Source organism: Terrihabitans soli (assembly GCF_014191545.1).
Lineage (GTDB): Bacteria > Pseudomonadota > Alphaproteobacteria > Rhizobiales > Methylopilaceae > Flaviflagellibacter > Flaviflagellibacter soli.
Map to the genome: position 1 here is coordinate 2,297,247 of NZ_AP023361.1, position 15,726 is coordinate 2,312,972.

A 15,726-nucleotide genomic window follows, 5' to 3' on the forward strand; every position below is an offset into this window, starting at 1 on the left:
GCCGTTTTTTTTTTGCAAAAAGCACGAGTAACCGCTCGTTTACCGTGTCTCTGAGGGTTCCGTTAACCATAAATTAGCTGCCCCCGGCTGAAATGACCGGAGTTACTCGTGCGACTCCGAATCGATTTCAGACGAGGGATTTATGGCCGACATCACTCTTTCCGCAGGCGTGCGTCAGAATCTGCTTTCCTTGCAGAAGACGGCCGACCTGATGTCGACGACGCAGAACCGGCTCGCCACGGGCAAGAAGGTCAACTCGGCCCTCGACAACCCAACCAACTTCTTCACCTCGCAGTCCCTGAGCGTGCGCGCTGGCGATATGTCCGCCCTGCTCGACAATATGACCGCGGGCATCAAGACGCTCGAAGCGGCCGATAACGGCCTGACGGCGATCACCAAAACGATCGAGAGCATGCAGTCCACGATGCGCCAGGCGCGTCAGGACCGCTCCTTCAAGACCGGCACCTATGTGATGAATATGCCGACCACCCCGGCCGGCACCGAAGTCCTGTCCTTCACGGGCGGACAATTCGGCACCACCACCGAGACCATCTCGCTGGTCACAGGCTCGACCGAACCGGTTCTCACCGGTAGCGGTGCCTTCGTGCCGCTCGATGTGACAACCGGCGACGAAGTCTACGGCTTCAACGTTACGCTCGATGACGGCGGTGCTGCAGGCACCCCGGTCACGATTTCGCTCACGAACGCCGCCGATACGGACGGCGACCTCGACATCGAACTGACGGAAGTGATCACCGCAATCAATGCCGATCTCGCGGCCGCGACCTCCGATGTCCGCGTCCGCGACTCCGTCGCCTCGCCGGGCCGCCTCGAATTCTACATCGCCTCCGGCACGCATATCGGCACCGATGCGACGATCACGGTTGGTACCTTCACCAACGGCGGTACCTCACCGGACCCGACGACGCAGTTCCAGTTCGGCGCCACGGCCAACGCGGACGGCGGCGACCGCGGCCGCACGGTTGAAGAGATGGTTCTTGCCATCAACAGCGACACCGATCTCCGCGGCAAGATCCGCGCATCCAACGACAATGGCCGTCTGCTTATCGAGAACTTCTCGACGCAGGAGATGACCGTCACCGGTTTCAACACCTCCGGCGAAATCACCGGCGGCGTCTCGACCCAGACCATCGGCGGCAACTCGGTGCGCGCCAACCTCACCAAGCAGTATAATGAGCTGCGCGACCAGTTGAACAAGCTGGCGGACGATGCCTCTTACGGCGGCGTCAATCTTCTGCGAGGCGATCTTCTGAAGTTGACCTTCAATGAAACCGGCACTTCGACCATCGATATCCAGGCCAAGGATCTCGACGGCCTCGAGCGCCCGATCAACACCTCGACTCTCGAACTCGATTTTGCCGAAGAAGAACAGTTCGACAGCGAAGCTTCGATCGACGCGCGTCTCGACGATCTGGTGCAGGCGCTCGGCGTGATCCGCTCGCAGTCTTCGAATTTCGGTTCGAACCTGTCGATCGTCGAAAACCGCACCGAGTTCACCAAAGCGATGATCAACACGCTGCAGACCGGCGCCGACTCGCTGGTGCTCGCCGACACGAACGAAGAAGCAGCCAATATGCTGGCACTGCAGACGCGCCAGCAGCTGTCGCAAACCGCCCTGTCCCTGGCCTCTCAGGCTGACCAGGCGGTTCTTCGCCTCTTCGGCTAAGCGCCCCTCGGGGTTGAGGTTTAGGCGGTTCGCTAAGAATGTCCGCTTTGCCTTTAGCCCCGGGCCCGCTGGCTGTATGATGGCGAATCAGGAGGATTTCCGATGGCTCTCAAAGTCGAACTGAAGCCCGGCGAGCGGATCATCCTCGGCGAATGCGTCATCACCAATGACAACCAGCGCACACGCCTGTTTATCGAAGGCGATGCGCCTATCCTTCGCGAGAAGGACATCCTGACGCCCGAGACGGCCGATACCCCTGCAAAGCGCGTCTATCTTTGCGTCCAGCTTATGTATCTTGAGCGCGATACGTCTAAATTGCGCGACGAATATTTCACTCTTGTAGGCGACTTTGTAAGGGCCGCACCGAGCAGTCTTGCGATTGTAGATGCCGTAAATAATGCCATCTTAACGAACGCGCTCTACAAAGCCCTGAAAGAAGCCAAGCACCTGATCGAGTTTGAAACGAGGCTCATCGAACATGCACAGCGGCGCGCAGGCATACGCTAAAACTGCAAAAACGACCGCGGGTCCGCGCGACCTTGAGGCCAGCCTTCTCATCCAGGCTGCAAACAAGTTGCAGGCCGTCGTCAGCGGCACCGTCACCGATACCGCTGAGATGCGCGACGCGCTGCGCTATAACCGTAAGCTCTGGACAATCCTTGCGACCTCCGCCACCGCGGCGGAAAATCCCCTGCCCCCGCAGATCAAGCAGAACATCGGCAACATCGCGATGTTCGTCCTGCCGCAATGCGTTGAGCTGGAAGCCAATCCGGTTCCGCAGCGTATGGGCTCTCTCGTCAACATTAACCGCGAGCTCGCCGCCGGCCTCATGCAGAAGGCGCCCGGCACGGTCTAACGGTACATACCAAATGCAAAAAGCCGGGCTTTCGCCCGGCTTTTTTGTTGCCTATTTTTCTTAGAGGAAGTTGACCAGCGAGAGCTGCGAGATGATCGCCGTCGTCTGATAGCTCGCCTGAAGATTGGTCTGCAGCGCAAGAATATTCGCCGCCACCTCTTCCTTGCTGATGCCCTCGACATTCGCGAGCATTGTCTCGAGCGTCGCCTTCTGCGTCTTGTGGCGCTCGCCGGCCGCCTGCGAGAACGCCGCGACCTGGGTGATGTCGGTCGCAACAGCCCGCAGCGAAGCCGCGCCGCCGTCTTCGGCCATGGCCGGCCGCGTGCGCTCGATCAGTTCGCCATACTGCTTCTTGCCGAGCGTCGAATTGGAATCGAGTTCCATGGCGGCGAAGGCGCCGAGATTTTCCATGAACTCGCGGATACCGTCTTCATTGGCGCGCGCGCCGTAATTGGCGGTCAGCGTCGAGTCGATGCGGGCAACCTGAGTGAGCCGCGCCGAACCCGCGCCGCTTTCGCCCTTGTACCAATCGACCGTCGTCGCCGTTCCATCGACCAAAGTCGTTGCGGTTTCCGGCGGCATGGAACCGACGCGCTGCGGCGGCTCGCCGAAGAAATCGCGCGATCCCTGGACCGAGGAGGCCGCGGCAAGCGAGGTCGTCGCCTGCTTCTTCACGGCGCCGTCGAGAGCGGACGCAAAGTTCTGGGCGGTAGCGTTCAGGTCGACCGTGCCCGCACCGGTATAGGCGATCTGGAATGTATGCTTTTCGAGTTCTTCGGCCTTCACCGTACCGTTGATGCCAAGCTTGGCGCCCACCGTACCGGTGATCGCAAGGTCGGTTCCGTTGGTGCTGGTGATGCGGACCTGACGAGTCGCCGGGTCGAGTTCGGCATTGGCGACACCGGTCAAGCCTTCGATCTGGGTCATGAGATCATCGACCGTGGCGGTCGTCGAAATCTGGCCCGCACCGGGCACACCCGCGACAACCGAAATCGTCTGGCCGTTGATCGTGAGCGTATCGCCGGCGACAAGGCCAACCATCGGATCGTTCAGCGCCGTCGTACCGAGCGTGCCGACCGGAAGCTGGCTGCCATTGGCCTGCGCGACGAGTTCCGGCGCGGGCGGATTGTTTGAGGCGGTTAGCTTGATTTCTTCCGTCGATCCGTCCGGCAAAGTCAGCGCCACGCGCACGACATCGCCGGGCTTGGGCGTGCCCATGACCTGGACCGTGATCTGCGGCGGCGAGCCGCTCGCGCTGGTCACCCCGAACGCGCCGGGCTGGTTGGTCGAAACAGCGCCGAGCTTGAAACCGAATGCGTTCACCGCAGCCGACTCCGCCAGAGTCACGGTTGCGCCCGCCGCTGTCGCCTGCGTGAGGCGCCCGCGCCCATCAGCGCCGAGATCGGCGGCCCTGCGCTGCTGAATGACCGTCAGAAGGCCGTCGCGGCCGACCGTGCCGTCGAAAATTTCCGAGGCGCTAGCGACGGGCCGTGAGTCGACATCGCGGCCGCCGAAGAGATAGACGCCGGCGACATCGACATTGAGCGCCTCGACCGCGGTGTCGAACCGCGTCCGTGCCGCCGACTGCGCAAGCGTCTTGCTGCCGGCCAGGAGATAATTGTTCGGATCGAGATCGCCGCGCGTATCGGCCGCGATATCGACGAGGCCGGTCAGGCTCGTCATCATCAGATTGGTGCGCAGGCTGACCTGGGTGAGATTGCTCTGATACGAATCCACCGCCGAAAGCTTGCCGCGCACCGAGAGCGCGATCGTGCGGTCATTGCCGAGGCCGGCATAATCCTGCGATTTCTGCCCCGTTGCGAGCTGAAGGCTCAGCGAATCGAGACGCGCGCGCATCTGCGTCAGCGCGCGCGAATACGAGGCGTTGAAAATTCCGGTGCCGTTGATCGAGCTACTCATGATCATTCACCTCACATCGCCAGCAATATGTCGATCATCTCTTTAACCGTGGAGATGACTCGCGCATTGGCGGCATAGGCGGACTGCAACTGCAGAAGCTTGGCCATTTCCTCATCGACATCGACGCCGGACTTCTCGATGAACCGGTCTTGCAGCGAGGTCACGACAACTTCCTGGCCCTCCTGCACGCGCGAGGCGATGTCGGCGTTCGAGGCCTGAGTTTCGATCAGGGTTCGGGCAAAATCGGCGATCGATCCGGTGAACGGGCTGTTGGTGCCGCCGACGCCGGTATCGGAGCGATATTGCAGCGTCGGGTTTTCCAGCGCGTCGCGCAGGAAGGTGGCGCGCGCCGCATCGCCTGAGGCGGTCGGCGTCTGATAATTCACGAGAAGCGCGGGATCGTTGACCAGCGCTTCATTAAGCTGGATGCGCGAGGCAAAGCCGAGCCTCTGCCCGCCGCCTTCGAGGCTGTTCGTATAAAGCGAACCGCCATCGAGGAAGAACGGCAGCGCAAGGCCATCGCCCGTCAGCGCCGTAGCCGTCGCGCGGGCCGAGGCGCCGGTGACATCGACCGCGGCCGTTGCCGCATCGAAGGTGATCGTCGAACCTGTGTTCGTGACGACGAAATCCGTGCCGAGCGCCGCCTGCATCTGGGCTGCGACAGACGCCGGACCACCCGAAAAATCGATGCCGTAAACCGTATCGTTCGGATCGGCCGTGACGTCATTGGCCAACGGCAGAAGCGACGGATCGTCGATCGCGACAAAGGTCACCGTGCGCGATTGTCCGCCCGGCAGCTGATCGTAGGTCAGCGTCATCTTGTTGCCGGGCTGAATGTCCGACACGTCAAGATCAAAGCCGGTGCCGTTCGCAACGCCGTTGACCGGCGTCGTGCCGAGCGCTTCGGCCATGGACGATGCCAACTCATCGAGCTGGCGCTGCGCTTCGACAAGAATATTGTCGCGCAGTTCGACATAGGCTTTCAGCTCGCCCGAACGCAACTTGTCGCCGGCGAGAAGGTCCTTCGGCTGACCGTCCGGACCGATCAGGAGCACGGTGCCGATATTGCGCTCAGCCGGATCTTCCGAATAGAGCGCGTGCGGCACCATAGCCGCGGGCCCTTCGAATTTCAGTTCCGAGGCCGTGTTGTCGACGAAGAGCGCGGCGCCGCCGGTCGTGTAGATCGACAGGCGTCCGCTGACTTCGGACACGCGGACATCGACATATTCAGAAAGTTCCGAGATGAACAGATCGCGCTGATCGAGAATGTCGGGCGAAACATCCTGGCCGGCCGCCGTCATCACACCGATCTGCTGCTGGACCTTTTCAAGACCCTGCAGCGAAGCGTTGACGCGATCGACGGTGTTGGAAATGCCGCGATCGGCATCCTGGCGCATGCTCTGGATGCTGGAGGACATGCCCTTCAGCTGCTGCACCATCAGCTTCGCCTGGTTCAGGACGTCCTGACGGGCAGATTGCGAGGACGGTGTCGTGGCGAGCGCATCGAGCGCATTGGTGAAATCGCCGACGCGTTTGTCGAGCGAGTTCGCCCCGCCCGGCGTGCCATACAGAGACTGGAGCTGACCGAGATAGTTCGAGGCGACACTGGAGAAGGCGAGGCCGCTCGTCTCCGTCCGCAGCTGACGCTGCACATAAGTGTCGATTTCGCGCGTAATGGCCGCAACACGTACGCCGGCCGAACGGTCAGCGATAATGTCCGATTCCAGGACAATGTTTTTCTTCGTGTAGCCGCGCGTATTGACGTTGGCGACATTCGAGGAAACGAGTTCGATCCCGGACTGCGTCGTGCGCAGTCCGGAAAGCGATGTCGTCAGGGCGGTACTCAGACCCATACGCGTCTCCTAAAAGCTGCCTTTGCGGCCGCTAATCCTCAGCGGATCATATTCAGGGCTTCCTGCAGCATCTCGTCAGCCGTCGAGACGATGCGGGTGTTCGCCGAATAGGCCTGCTGGGTGATGATGAGTTTGGTGAACTCGTCAGCGATGTCGGTGTTCGAGCCTTCGAGCGCCTGGCCGACGATCGAGCCCGGAGCGCCCGGGATCGGCGGGCCGGATTCGAAGGTCGTCGCAAAGGCGCCGCCGTCGAGCCGTTTCAGCATGTTGTCGGCGTTGAAGTAGACCGTCGGGATCTCGGCGATGTCCGCCATCTGGCCGTTCGAATAGAACGCCGTGATGCGGCCGGCATCGGAGATCTGGATGCGGACGACTTCGCCCGCCGCATAGCCGTCCTGGTTCAGCTGCAGAATGTCGGCGCGGACATTGTTGTCGGCCGTAAACTGCGTGAGGCCCGTCGCGCCATGCGCCAGCGTGATATTGCCGACGTTCACGCCATCGACCGTGAGGTTCGGAATGTTCACCGAAGCGATCGGCGGATTCAGAAGACTGTTATTGCCGAAGGTGAAGTTCGTGCCGACATTCGTCCACATCGGCTCGGTGCCGGTGGCCGTGGTGTCGGACAGGTAGAACAGGTTCCAGGTGTCGACGCCTTCGGTCGCCCGATCGTTGACCTTGGCCCAGCGGAAGGTGACGTCGACCGGCGTGCCCTGTTCGTCATAGATCGTGATGGCATCGCCCGGGATCGACTGCTCTTCGAAGATCGAGCCTTCGTTGGCCTGGACATAGCCGCCGCCGGTCGAAGCCGTCGGCGCGGCGCTGGTAAGGCCGAGGGCCGTTGCCGCCGCACCGGCGGTGACAGTGAAAGTCGTCGCCTGGTTGGTCGGCGTGATGGTGAGCTGGTTGCCCGCCGTCGAGGCTTCAATGCCCGAGAGATTGGGATCGTCGTTGATCGCAGTGACCAGCTCGGCCAGCGAAGTGATGTTCGGCGCAGTGCCGAAGGTGAAGGTCACCGGCGTGCCGCTGTTGGTCGCCAGAGTGAGCGTGCTGCCGCTGGCGATCTGGCCGGCACCGGCGCCGACGAGCGTGGCGTTCATGACCGGGCTGGTCTGGGCGGCGAACGCATTGGGCGAGCCCGCCGGACGCGGATCGACCGCATAGGTCGAGTAGTCGAGCAGGCCGGACACAGGCTCGCGCGGCAGGTTGGCGCGATAGGTGACGACGTCGGTCGCGCGCGCCGGCAGAATGTCGTTGTTGAGCGGCATCACTTCCGGAACGCTGCCGGCGACGTTGCCGGTGTTGCGGTCGATCGGAAGGAGCTTGAGGTAGTAGCCAGCCTTGTTGACCAGGAAGCCCTCTTTGTTGAGCTCGAAGTCGCCGCGGCGGGTGTAGTAATCGGTGCCCGAGAAGATCGGCTGGCCGTCGGCCGTGGCATTGGAGGTCGCGACGACGAAGTAGCCCTCGCCGTTCAGCGCCATATAGGTGTCGTTCGTGGCCGACTGGATGTCGCCCTGGACGCTGTTCGTCGCCCGGCTCTGCGAGATGACGGCGCCGGCGACCTGGCGGGACGGCAGCGCGTCCGGGATCAGGTCGGTAAAGCTCGTATCCGTGCGCTTGAAGGCGGTGGTCTGCGAGTTGGCGATGTTGCCCGAGATGTTTTCCAGCGCGAAGGACTGCGCGCGAAGGCCCGAGACCGCCGTGGTCAGTGCACCAAAGATACCCATGATCTTCTCCTGAGAGTCCGGCGCTACTCAAAACGCGCCTTAAGCCAATGCCTGCCATGGGATTGCAAGCCCGGGGCCAGCTCTCAAGATCAATAAATTCAATAGGTTAGATGCCGGAAGGCCAGTTCTGGCCCGGCAGATTCGGTCCGTCCCGGCAGATTCTGCCGGGCCGAATCGGCCTTAACTGCCGCTTGTGCCGGCCCTCTCCCACCCCATTTCAGAATTTGTCGGGAGGTGTCGATGTTCAGGTTCACGGCCGCAGCCTTTGCCTTTGCCTTTGCCTTTGCCTTTGCCTTTGCCTTTGCCCTTGTCTTTGCCTTTCCCGCCGCCGCAGAGCCCCTGAAAACCGAAACCGTCGCCACGGGCCTCCAATACCCCTGGGGCCTCGCCTTCCTGCCGGACGGGCGGATGCTGGTCACCGAGCGCCCGGGCCGCCTGAACCTCGTTGAGGGCGGCCAGAAGCAGGAGATCGCCGGCGTGCCGGATGTCGCGACCGGTGGCCAGGGCGGGCTTCTCGATGTCGCGCTCGATCCGGATTTTAATAAAAATCGCCTGATCTATCTGAGCTATGCCGAGGCCGGTGAAGGCGGCGCCGGAACGGCCGTTGCACGCGGAAGACTGAGCGAGGATTTTTCAAAGCTCGAAAGCACCGCGGTGATTTTCCGCCAGGTGCCGAAGGTCTCCGGCTCCAATCATTTCGGTTCGCGCCTCGTCTTCGCTCCCGACGGCAAGCTGTTCGTGACGCTGGGAGAAAGATTCAATTACCGCGACAAGGCGCAGACGCTCGACAATCATCTCGGCAAGATCGTCCGCATCAATCCCGACGGCTCGGTACCTAGCGACAATCCCTTTGTCGGACGCTCCGGCGCCCTCCCCGAAATATTCTCCTACGGGCACCGCAATCCGCAGAGTGCGGCACTCCACCCCGAGACCGGCAAACTCTGGACCGTCGAACATGGCGCCCGCGGCGGCGATGAGCTGAACGCGCCCGAAGCCAGCAAGAACTATGGCTGGCCGGTCATCTCCTACGGCGTCAACTATGACGGCTCGAAGATCGGCGAAGGCACGGCTAAAGCCGGCATGGAGCAGCCGCTGAAATATTGGGTGCCGAGCTTCGCCCCCTCCGGCATGGCCTTTTACACGGGCGATCTGTTTCCCGGCTGGAAGGGCGATCTGTTTATCGGCGCGCTCGCCGGGCAGGAACTCGTGCGTGTCGATATGGACGGCGGCGAGCCGGGACGCGACGAACGCCTGCTTTCAAATCTCGGCGAACGCATCCGCGATGTCCGTCAGGGGCCGGACGGCGCGCTCTACATTCTCACCGACAGTCCGAACGGCCGTATTTTGAAGCTCACGCCGGGGAACTGAAGCCCGGAACCCATGGGCGCTTTTGCGGCTTGTCATGGCGCGGGGAAGCGGAGAGGCTTCCTTGCCTTAACTGGGGGACTTCAAATGCGCGTCGGCAAACCTTCCGCTCTCATGTTCATCATTTCCGCGATACTTGCGACGCTGGCGGTCCTCGCCATGCTGACCAATATCCCGATCGTCGACGGCCATGAGTTCATCTTCATGTTCGCGGCCTGGGCGGTGCTCGCCCTGTCGACGGTTATCCGCGGCATCTGATCTTTCCTACCACTTCTGAAAGACGAACCACGCGCCGAGAGCGATCAGCGCGAACCCGATCGCATGGTTCCAGCCTAGCCCCTCTTTCAGATAGAGGACCGAGAAGCCGGCGAAGACGAGGAGCGTAATGACCTCCTGGATCGTCTTCAGTTCGGCAGCCGAATAGACGGCATGGCCGATGCGATTGGCCGGCACGGCAAAGCAATATTCGATGAAGGCGATGCCCCAGGCGACAAGGACCACCAGAACCAGGGGGGCGGCCTTGTACTTCAGATGCCCATACCAGGCAAAGGTCATAAACAGGTTGGAGCACAGCAGAAGAAAGACCGGGGCGAGATAGGGAGAAGTGAGGCTGAACAAGGACTTGGCCCTTATTGGAGGCGGCTTACGCACCGCCCTTAAGCGGTCAGGTAAAGCCCGTGGCGGAATCGGGATTGCTATGGTTAACTTATCCTTACGGGAGGACGGTAACAGCCGCCTCCTGTGCCAAGGCAAGTAAGTAACTAGGGGGAAATAAAATGGATCTTTCAGCACCTACCCAACCGGTATTCCTGATCGCCCTGATCGTTGGCGTTCTCGCCATCGTCAGCCTGCTCGGCGTCGCGATCCCGGTCGTTTCCGGTTATGCGACCTGGCTCCTCATCGGCGCCTTCGTCCTGCTCGTTCTCGGCAACGTGCTGCGCAATCTCTGAAGCTGTCGGGAGGCCTTGTGAAAGAGGCCTCCCACACGCTCAGCCGAATCTGAGCTTCAAGATCAGGATCGCGGCGGCAAGTGCAAATGTCACCGCATTGGCGACGATGAGCGCCGGGCGCTCCAACGCCACCCCGTAAACCAGCCATAAAAAGACACCTGCCGTGAACGCGCATTGCGCGGTCAGCGAAATGTCCTTTGCGCTTTTTGAGCGAATGATGCTGAGCGCCTGCGGCAGCCAGCAGATCGTGGTCAGCACGCCGGCTGAAATTCCGATGAGTTCGATCATGCAAACACGCCGGCTGAGATCGTGTCCCAGCCGGCGTTCTTTCGTTTACGGCAGTTTCAGGAGCGGCAGCATGATCGCGAAGATGATCGCGAGCAACCAGACCGGTACTGAAATTTCCGAGGCCCGCCCGGTCAGAACCTTCACCACGACATAGGTGATGAAGCCGAGGCCGAGACCCACCGCGATCGAATAGGTCAGCGGCATGGTCACCGCCGTGATCGCCGCGGGCGCGGCTTCCGTCAGATCGTCCCAATCGACCTCGCGCAGCGCCTGCGCCATGACGACCGCCACAAACAGCAGAGCTGCGGCCGTCGCATATTGCGGGATCGAGCCCGCAAGCGGCTGAAGGAACAGAGCAAGGAGGAAGCAGATCGCGGTGACGACCGAAGCAAGGCCGGTCCGCCCGCCGGCCGATACGCCCGCCGCGCTCTCGATATAGGACGTCGTGTTGGACGTGCCGAGCAGCGAGCCGATGGCCGTCGCCGAGCTGTCGGCGACAAGGGCCTGCTGAAGGCGCGGGATATTGCCGTCTTTGTCGAGAAGTCCCGCACGGTGCGAGACGCCGACCAGAGTGCCCGCCGTATCGAAGAAATCGACGAAGAACATGGTCAGCGCCGCGATCCAGAACAGGCCTTCCGCCACGCGCGAGAAATCGAGCTGCAGGAAGGTCGGAGCCAGAGACGGCGGCATGGCGAAGATGCCGCCGAAACTGGCGACGCCCAGCGGAATGCCGATCACCGACACGGCAAGAATGCCGATGATCGTCGCGCCGGGAATTTTCAGCTGGTTAAGCGCGGCGATGATGATGAAGCCAAGCAGGCAGAGAATCGGCGCCGCGGCGAGGAAGGTGCCGTGGGTGACGAGGGTTGCCGGGCTATCGACGACGATCCCCGCCCCCGAGAGCGCGATGATGGCGAGGAAAAAGCCGATGCCCGCGGAGGTCGCCATCTTCAGGCTCATCGGGATCGAGTTCACCAGCCAGGCGCGGATCGGCAGGATCGAGATGATCAGCGCGAGCACGCCCGAGACCAGGACCGCCGCCAGCGCCTGCTGCCAGGTGAAGCCCATGGCCCCGACCACGGCAAAGGCGAAGAAGGCGTTGAGGCCCATGCCGGGCGCCAGCGCGATCGGGTATTTCGCATAAAGGCCCATGATCAGGGTCGCGATGGCCGCCGCCAGACAGGTCGCGACGAAGACCGCCTCTTTGGGCATGCCGGCCGCCGACAGGATGCTCGGATTGACGAAGATGATGTAGGCCATGGTCAGGAAGGTCGTGATGCCCGCCAGGACCTCGGTGCGGACCGTCGTGCCGTTGGCCGTCAGGTTGAAATAGCTTTCCAGCGGGCCGCCCGAAGCGCCCGCCGACTTGGCTGCTTTTGCCATATGAATGTCCCCCAATAGGCGGCCGCCCCTTTTGGCCGCTGGGGCATCGAAAACCGCCCCGGGCGGGGCGTCAAATGCCGGGGTGGATAAGTTTTTCCCAGAAAAGCGGGGTTTCAGGTCCGGAGCGCGCTCATCACGACCCGGCGGGCCGAGGACATCGGCGAATGCTCGGAGGTCAGATCGAGCAGTTTTTCGCACTGCTCGACCGTCATCGGTTCACCGAACGCCTGCCCTTGCGCGTACTGACAGCCGAGATGGTAGAGCTCGACCGCATCCGAATCCGTCTCGGCGCCTTCGGCGATGACATCGAGGCCGAGTTCGCGGCCGAGCTGGATCATCGAACGCAGGATCGCCGTGCGGTGGACCTTCGAATGCTGGCGCAGGAAGCTGCGGTCCATCTTCACGGTGTCGAAAGAGAAGCGTTCGAGATAGGCAAGATTGGCGTGGCTCGTGCCGAAATCGTCGAGCGCAAGGCCGACGCCGAGATCGCGCAGGCGCTCAAGCAGATGCGCGGCGCGTTCAGGACTCTGGACGACGAGCTTTTCCGTCAGTTCGAGCTTGAGCGAACCGCGCGCGAGGATCGTGCGTGAGAGAACCGTCTTGATGTCCTGAATGAGATCCTGTCGCTCGAACTGACGCGCCGGCAGATTGACGGTGATAAACAGCGGCGGCTCGGTCGGCAGGCGGCGCTGCCAGGAGGCGAGCTGGCGTGAGGCGCGGTCGAGCGCAAACAGGCTGAGCTCAACGATAAGGCCGGTCTCTTCGGCAATGGCGAGGAATTCGGCGGGCGGGCGGCGCGAATAGCTCGGATGGTCCCAGCGCATCATCGCCTCGAAGCCGACAATGGCACGGTCTTCCAGGCGGATGATCGGCTGGTAGAGAAGCCGGATTTCCTCACGCTCAAGCGAGCGGCGCAGTTCGCCTTCGACAAGAAGACGGTCTGTCTTCGCGGTGCGCATCGTCGCCTTGAAGACTTCGATGTGATTGCCGCCGGCGCGCTTGGCATGGAACATTGCGACCTCGGCATTACGCACGAGATCCTCGCACGTGACTGCGGCGCGCGGCTCCATCATCGCAAGGCCGGTCGATCCCGTCAGCACGACTTCGACACCCGAAACCTGGATCGGCTGCGAGATCGCCTTGCGCACGCCTTCCGCAAACTGGCTGACGCGAGGGCCTTCGCGCTCCGACAGAAGAAGAATTCCGAACTGATCGCCGCCGAGACGCGCCAGCATGTCCTGCGGCTTCAGCTTCTGCCCGATGCGGCGCACCAGCGTCAGCAGCAGCGTATCGCCCGCGGTGAGGCCGACCTTGTCGTTGACGACCTTGAATTTGTCGAGATTGATGACAAGGACGATCGGCCGGATTTTTTCGTCGGTCGCCGCAAAAGACAAAGCCGCCTCGACACGGTCGAGGAAGAGCTGGCGGTTCGGCAGGCCCGTGAGGCTGTCATAGACAGCATTGCGCAACAGGCGCTCTTCCGCCGCTTTTGAGTCGGTGATGTCGATCAGCGTGCCGACGCAGCGCGTGACTTCGCCATGCGCGGCAACGACCGGGCGGATGCGCAACAGCATATAATGGTAGTGGCCGTCCTGGGCGCGGAAGCGGAACTGTTCGGACACGCGGCCGCGGCGCTCGCCGACAATCATATCGAGCGCGGCGCGGAAACGGTCGCGGTCGGAGGGATGCAGCACGTCGAGCCAGGCGGCGGCCGGGCCGTGCAGATCGCCCTTCTTTAGGCCGAGGAGGTGCTCGAACTCCTGCGTCACGTGAATACGGTCGGCGGTGACGTCCCAATCCCAGACGAGATCGCCCGAACCTGTGATCGCCAGCGCGCGGCGTTCGAGATCCGAGCCGAGGCCGTGCGCGAGCCCTGCCCCGGCAAAGGCATGCTGCATCACCGTGAAGCCGAGCAAGAGCACAATGAGCACGAGGCCGCCGACCAGCGCCGGCGACACGATATCGTTTTCCAGGAAGCCGGAGACGGTGAGACCCGCCGCCGCGACCCAGGCGACAAGCAGGAACCATGACGGGATCAGCATCACCGCGCGGTCGAAATTGTGCAACGCCAGCCAGACCACGACGCCGAAACCGAGCACCGAGACGAGCAGCAGCGAGATGCGCGCAATGCCGGCCGCAATCGGCGCGTCGATCAGCGCGATGCCGACGAGCGCCATCATGCCGGCAAGCCAGACTAAAGCGACATGGCCGAAGCGCACATGCCAGCGATTGAGATTGAGATAGGCGACGAGGAAGACGATGAGCGTTGCCGCAAGCATCGCTTCGGCGCCGGCGCGGTAGATGTGATCTTGGCCCGGGCCGAGCTTGAACATTTTGTGCCAGAAGCCGAAATCGATCGCGAGCCAGGCAAGCACCGCCCATGCGAGCGCGCCCGAGGCCGGGAACATGGCCGAGCCTTTGACGACGAAGACGATGGTGAGGATCAGCGCCAGAAGACCGGCAATGCCGAGCACGATGCCTTTGTAGAGCGTCAGATCGTTGACGCTGTCCTTGTAGGCATCGGGATCCCACAGATGCAACTGCGGAAGTTTGGAGTTCTCGAGTTCGGCGACGAAAGTGACGGTTGCGCCCGGATCGAGCGTAATGACGAAGATGTCGGTGTCGGGCGATTCCTCGCGCTCGGGGCGGAAGCCCTGGCTGGCGGTGACATCGACGATGCGGCGCGAACCAAGATCGGGCCAGAAAATGCCGGAGCCGACGAGCCGGTAATGCGGGGCGACGAGAAGACGGTCGATCTGTTCGTCGGAGGTGTTGGTGAGCGCAAACAGCGCCCAGTCGGTCGGCCCCTCGTCATGGGCGCGCACTTCGATTCGGCGGACAATGCCGTCGGCGGACGGGGCGGTCGTGACCTGGACGCGGTCGCCTTCGGAGGCAAAGCGCTCGATGGTGCGCGTCAGATCGATCGCGCCGCGGTCGAGCGGCACGACGATCGGCTCGAGCGCCAGCGCCCGACCGGACGCCACGCTGAGGCCGCAGATCACCAGAAGGGCGCATAAAACCGCCCTGACGAAAGTCAAAACCCCGGTCTCCCCTGCGGCCCGTTCGCGCCGCACTTCCATAGCCCTGAAATCCTGCGCCGGGCCGGGCGCGTCCCAATCATCTGGCATCGCGCCTAAGAAGGGCGAAAAGAAGATGGTCCTGCCAAATACCGTCTATGCAAAGGTATTCCCGCGCGTACCCCTCCCGCTCGAACCCCACTTTTTCGAGGAGCCGGATCGAGGCCGCATTGGTCGGGATGCAGGCAGCTTCCAGCCGCCGCAACCTCAAGGCGCCAAATGCATGGGGAACGAGTGCCCGGACCCCGGCCGTCATAAAGCCTTTCCCGGCATAAGGTTGGCCGGCCCAGTATCCGACCGTGCCGGTCTGGGCGACGCTGCGGCGGATGTTCGAGATGGTCACCCCGCCCAAAAGCCGGTTCGTCGTGTTCTGGAACAGGAAGAAGCTGTGGGCGTGGTCGAGGCGGCGCTCTTCGGCGTAGCGGCGCAGGCGGCGCCGGAAGGCGGCGCGGGTCAGATCGTCCTGCGGCCAGGTCGGCTCCCAGGGCTTCAGAAAATCGCGCGAACGGAACCTGAGTTCCGACCATTCCTCATAATCGCCGGGCTGCGGCCCGCGAAGCCAGACCCCTTCCCCGCGCAGCGGCGCCGCATCTTCGTCGGTGAAGGAGCGGAGGAAGGACATA

14 protein-coding genes are annotated in these 15,726 nt (G+C 62.5%); 6 read left to right on the forward strand and 8 right to left on the reverse strand.

Annotation, left to right across the window (positions count from 1 at the left end; translation table 11 throughout):
* Positions 1-142 precede the first annotated feature (142 nt).
* From IZ6_RS11875 to flaF, 3 genes are all read left to right on the forward strand, one after another.
* Positions 143-1,687, forward strand: a complete 1,545-nt coding sequence (locus IZ6_RS11875) for a flagellin N-terminal helical domain-containing protein (protein WP_222875260.1) — start codon at positions 143-145, stop codon at positions 1,685-1,687.
* 102 nt (positions 1,688-1,789) lie between these two features.
* Positions 1,790-2,194 (forward strand): flagellar biosynthesis repressor FlbT, encoded by a 405-nt coding sequence (flbT, locus tag IZ6_RS11880; protein WP_222875261.1) that lies wholly within the window; start codon positions 1,790-1,792, stop codon positions 2,192-2,194.
* A complete protein-coding gene (gene flaF / locus IZ6_RS11885; protein WP_222875262.1) occupies positions 2,166-2,543 on the forward strand; it encodes a flagellar biosynthesis regulator FlaF in 378 nt (125 codons plus the stop codon). The genes flbT and flaF overlap by 29 nt, the downstream gene beginning before the upstream one ends.
* 60 nt (positions 2,544-2,603) lie before the next feature.
* Here the strand turns inward: flaF and IZ6_RS11890 are convergent, their stop codons facing one another.
* From IZ6_RS11890 to IZ6_RS11900, 3 genes are read right to left on the reverse strand one after another with little or no spacing between them, the layout of a single operon-like run.
* Positions 2,604-4,463 carry a hypothetical protein gene (locus IZ6_RS11890; protein WP_222875263.1) on the reverse strand — a complete coding sequence of 620 codons (1,860 nt, stop codon included), beginning with the start codon at positions 4,461-4,463 and terminating at the stop codon, positions 2,604-2,606.
* Between the two features lie 11 nt (positions 4,464-4,474).
* Entirely contained in the window at positions 4,475-6,316 is a 1,842-nt protein-coding gene (gene flgK, locus IZ6_RS11895; RefSeq protein WP_222875264.1) for a flagellar hook-associated protein FlgK, read from the reverse strand.
* 38 nt (positions 6,317-6,354) lie between these two features.
* Positions 6,355-8,040 carry a flagellar hook protein FlgE gene (locus IZ6_RS11900; protein WP_222875265.1) on the reverse strand — a complete coding sequence of 562 codons (1,686 nt, stop codon included), beginning with the start codon at positions 8,038-8,040 and terminating at the stop codon, positions 6,355-6,357.
* A 240-nt stretch (positions 8,041-8,280) separates the two neighbouring features.
* Here IZ6_RS11900 and IZ6_RS11905 point away from each other — a divergent pair, with 240 nt between their 5' ends.
* A complete protein-coding gene (locus tag IZ6_RS11905) occupies positions 8,281-9,408 on the forward strand; it encodes a PQQ-dependent sugar dehydrogenase (RefSeq protein WP_222875266.1) in 1,128 nt (375 codons plus the stop codon).
* Positions 9,409-9,492: 84 nt separating this feature from the next.
* Entirely contained in the window at positions 9,493-9,663 is a 171-nt protein-coding gene (locus tag IZ6_RS11910) for a hypothetical protein (protein WP_222875267.1), read from the forward strand.
* A 6-nt stretch (positions 9,664-9,669) separates the two neighbouring features.
* On the opposite strand, the gene IZ6_RS11915 is transcribed toward IZ6_RS11910, so the two are convergent.
* The gene (locus tag IZ6_RS11915; RefSeq protein WP_222875268.1) at positions 9,670-10,023 is read right to left on the reverse strand and encodes a DMT family protein; all 354 of its coding nucleotides are present in this window, start codon (positions 10,021-10,023) and stop codon (positions 9,670-9,672) included.
* Between the two features lie 158 nt (positions 10,024-10,181).
* Between IZ6_RS11915 and IZ6_RS11920 the strand changes: the two genes are divergently transcribed.
* Entirely contained in the window at positions 10,182-10,355 is a 174-nt protein-coding gene (locus IZ6_RS11920) for a hypothetical protein (RefSeq protein ID WP_222875269.1), read from the forward strand.
* Positions 10,356-10,394: 39 nt separating this feature from the next.
* Here IZ6_RS11920 and IZ6_RS11925 read toward each other — a convergent pair whose 3' ends face one another.
* The 4 genes from IZ6_RS11925 to IZ6_RS11940 form a co-directional block, all read right to left on the reverse strand.
* Positions 10,395-10,643, reverse strand: coding sequence for a SemiSWEET family sugar transporter (locus IZ6_RS11925; RefSeq protein ID WP_222875270.1), 249 nt, complete (start codon positions 10,641-10,643; stop codon positions 10,395-10,397).
* Between the two features lie 45 nt (positions 10,644-10,688).
* Positions 10,689-12,026: an NCS2 family permease gene (locus tag IZ6_RS11930; protein WP_222875271.1), complete on the reverse strand. Its 1,338-nt coding sequence runs from the start codon at positions 12,024-12,026 to the stop codon at positions 10,689-10,691.
* 113 nt (positions 12,027-12,139) lie between these two features.
* Positions 12,140-15,106: a sensor domain-containing phosphodiesterase gene (locus IZ6_RS11935; protein WP_222877626.1), complete on the reverse strand. Its 2,967-nt coding sequence runs from the start codon at positions 15,104-15,106 to the stop codon at positions 12,140-12,142.
* Positions 15,107-15,143: 37 nt separating this feature from the next.
* Entirely contained in the window at positions 15,144-15,725 is a 582-nt protein-coding gene (locus IZ6_RS11940) for a GNAT family N-acetyltransferase (protein WP_222875272.1), read from the reverse strand.
* Between the last annotated feature and the right edge of the window lies 1 nt (position 15,726).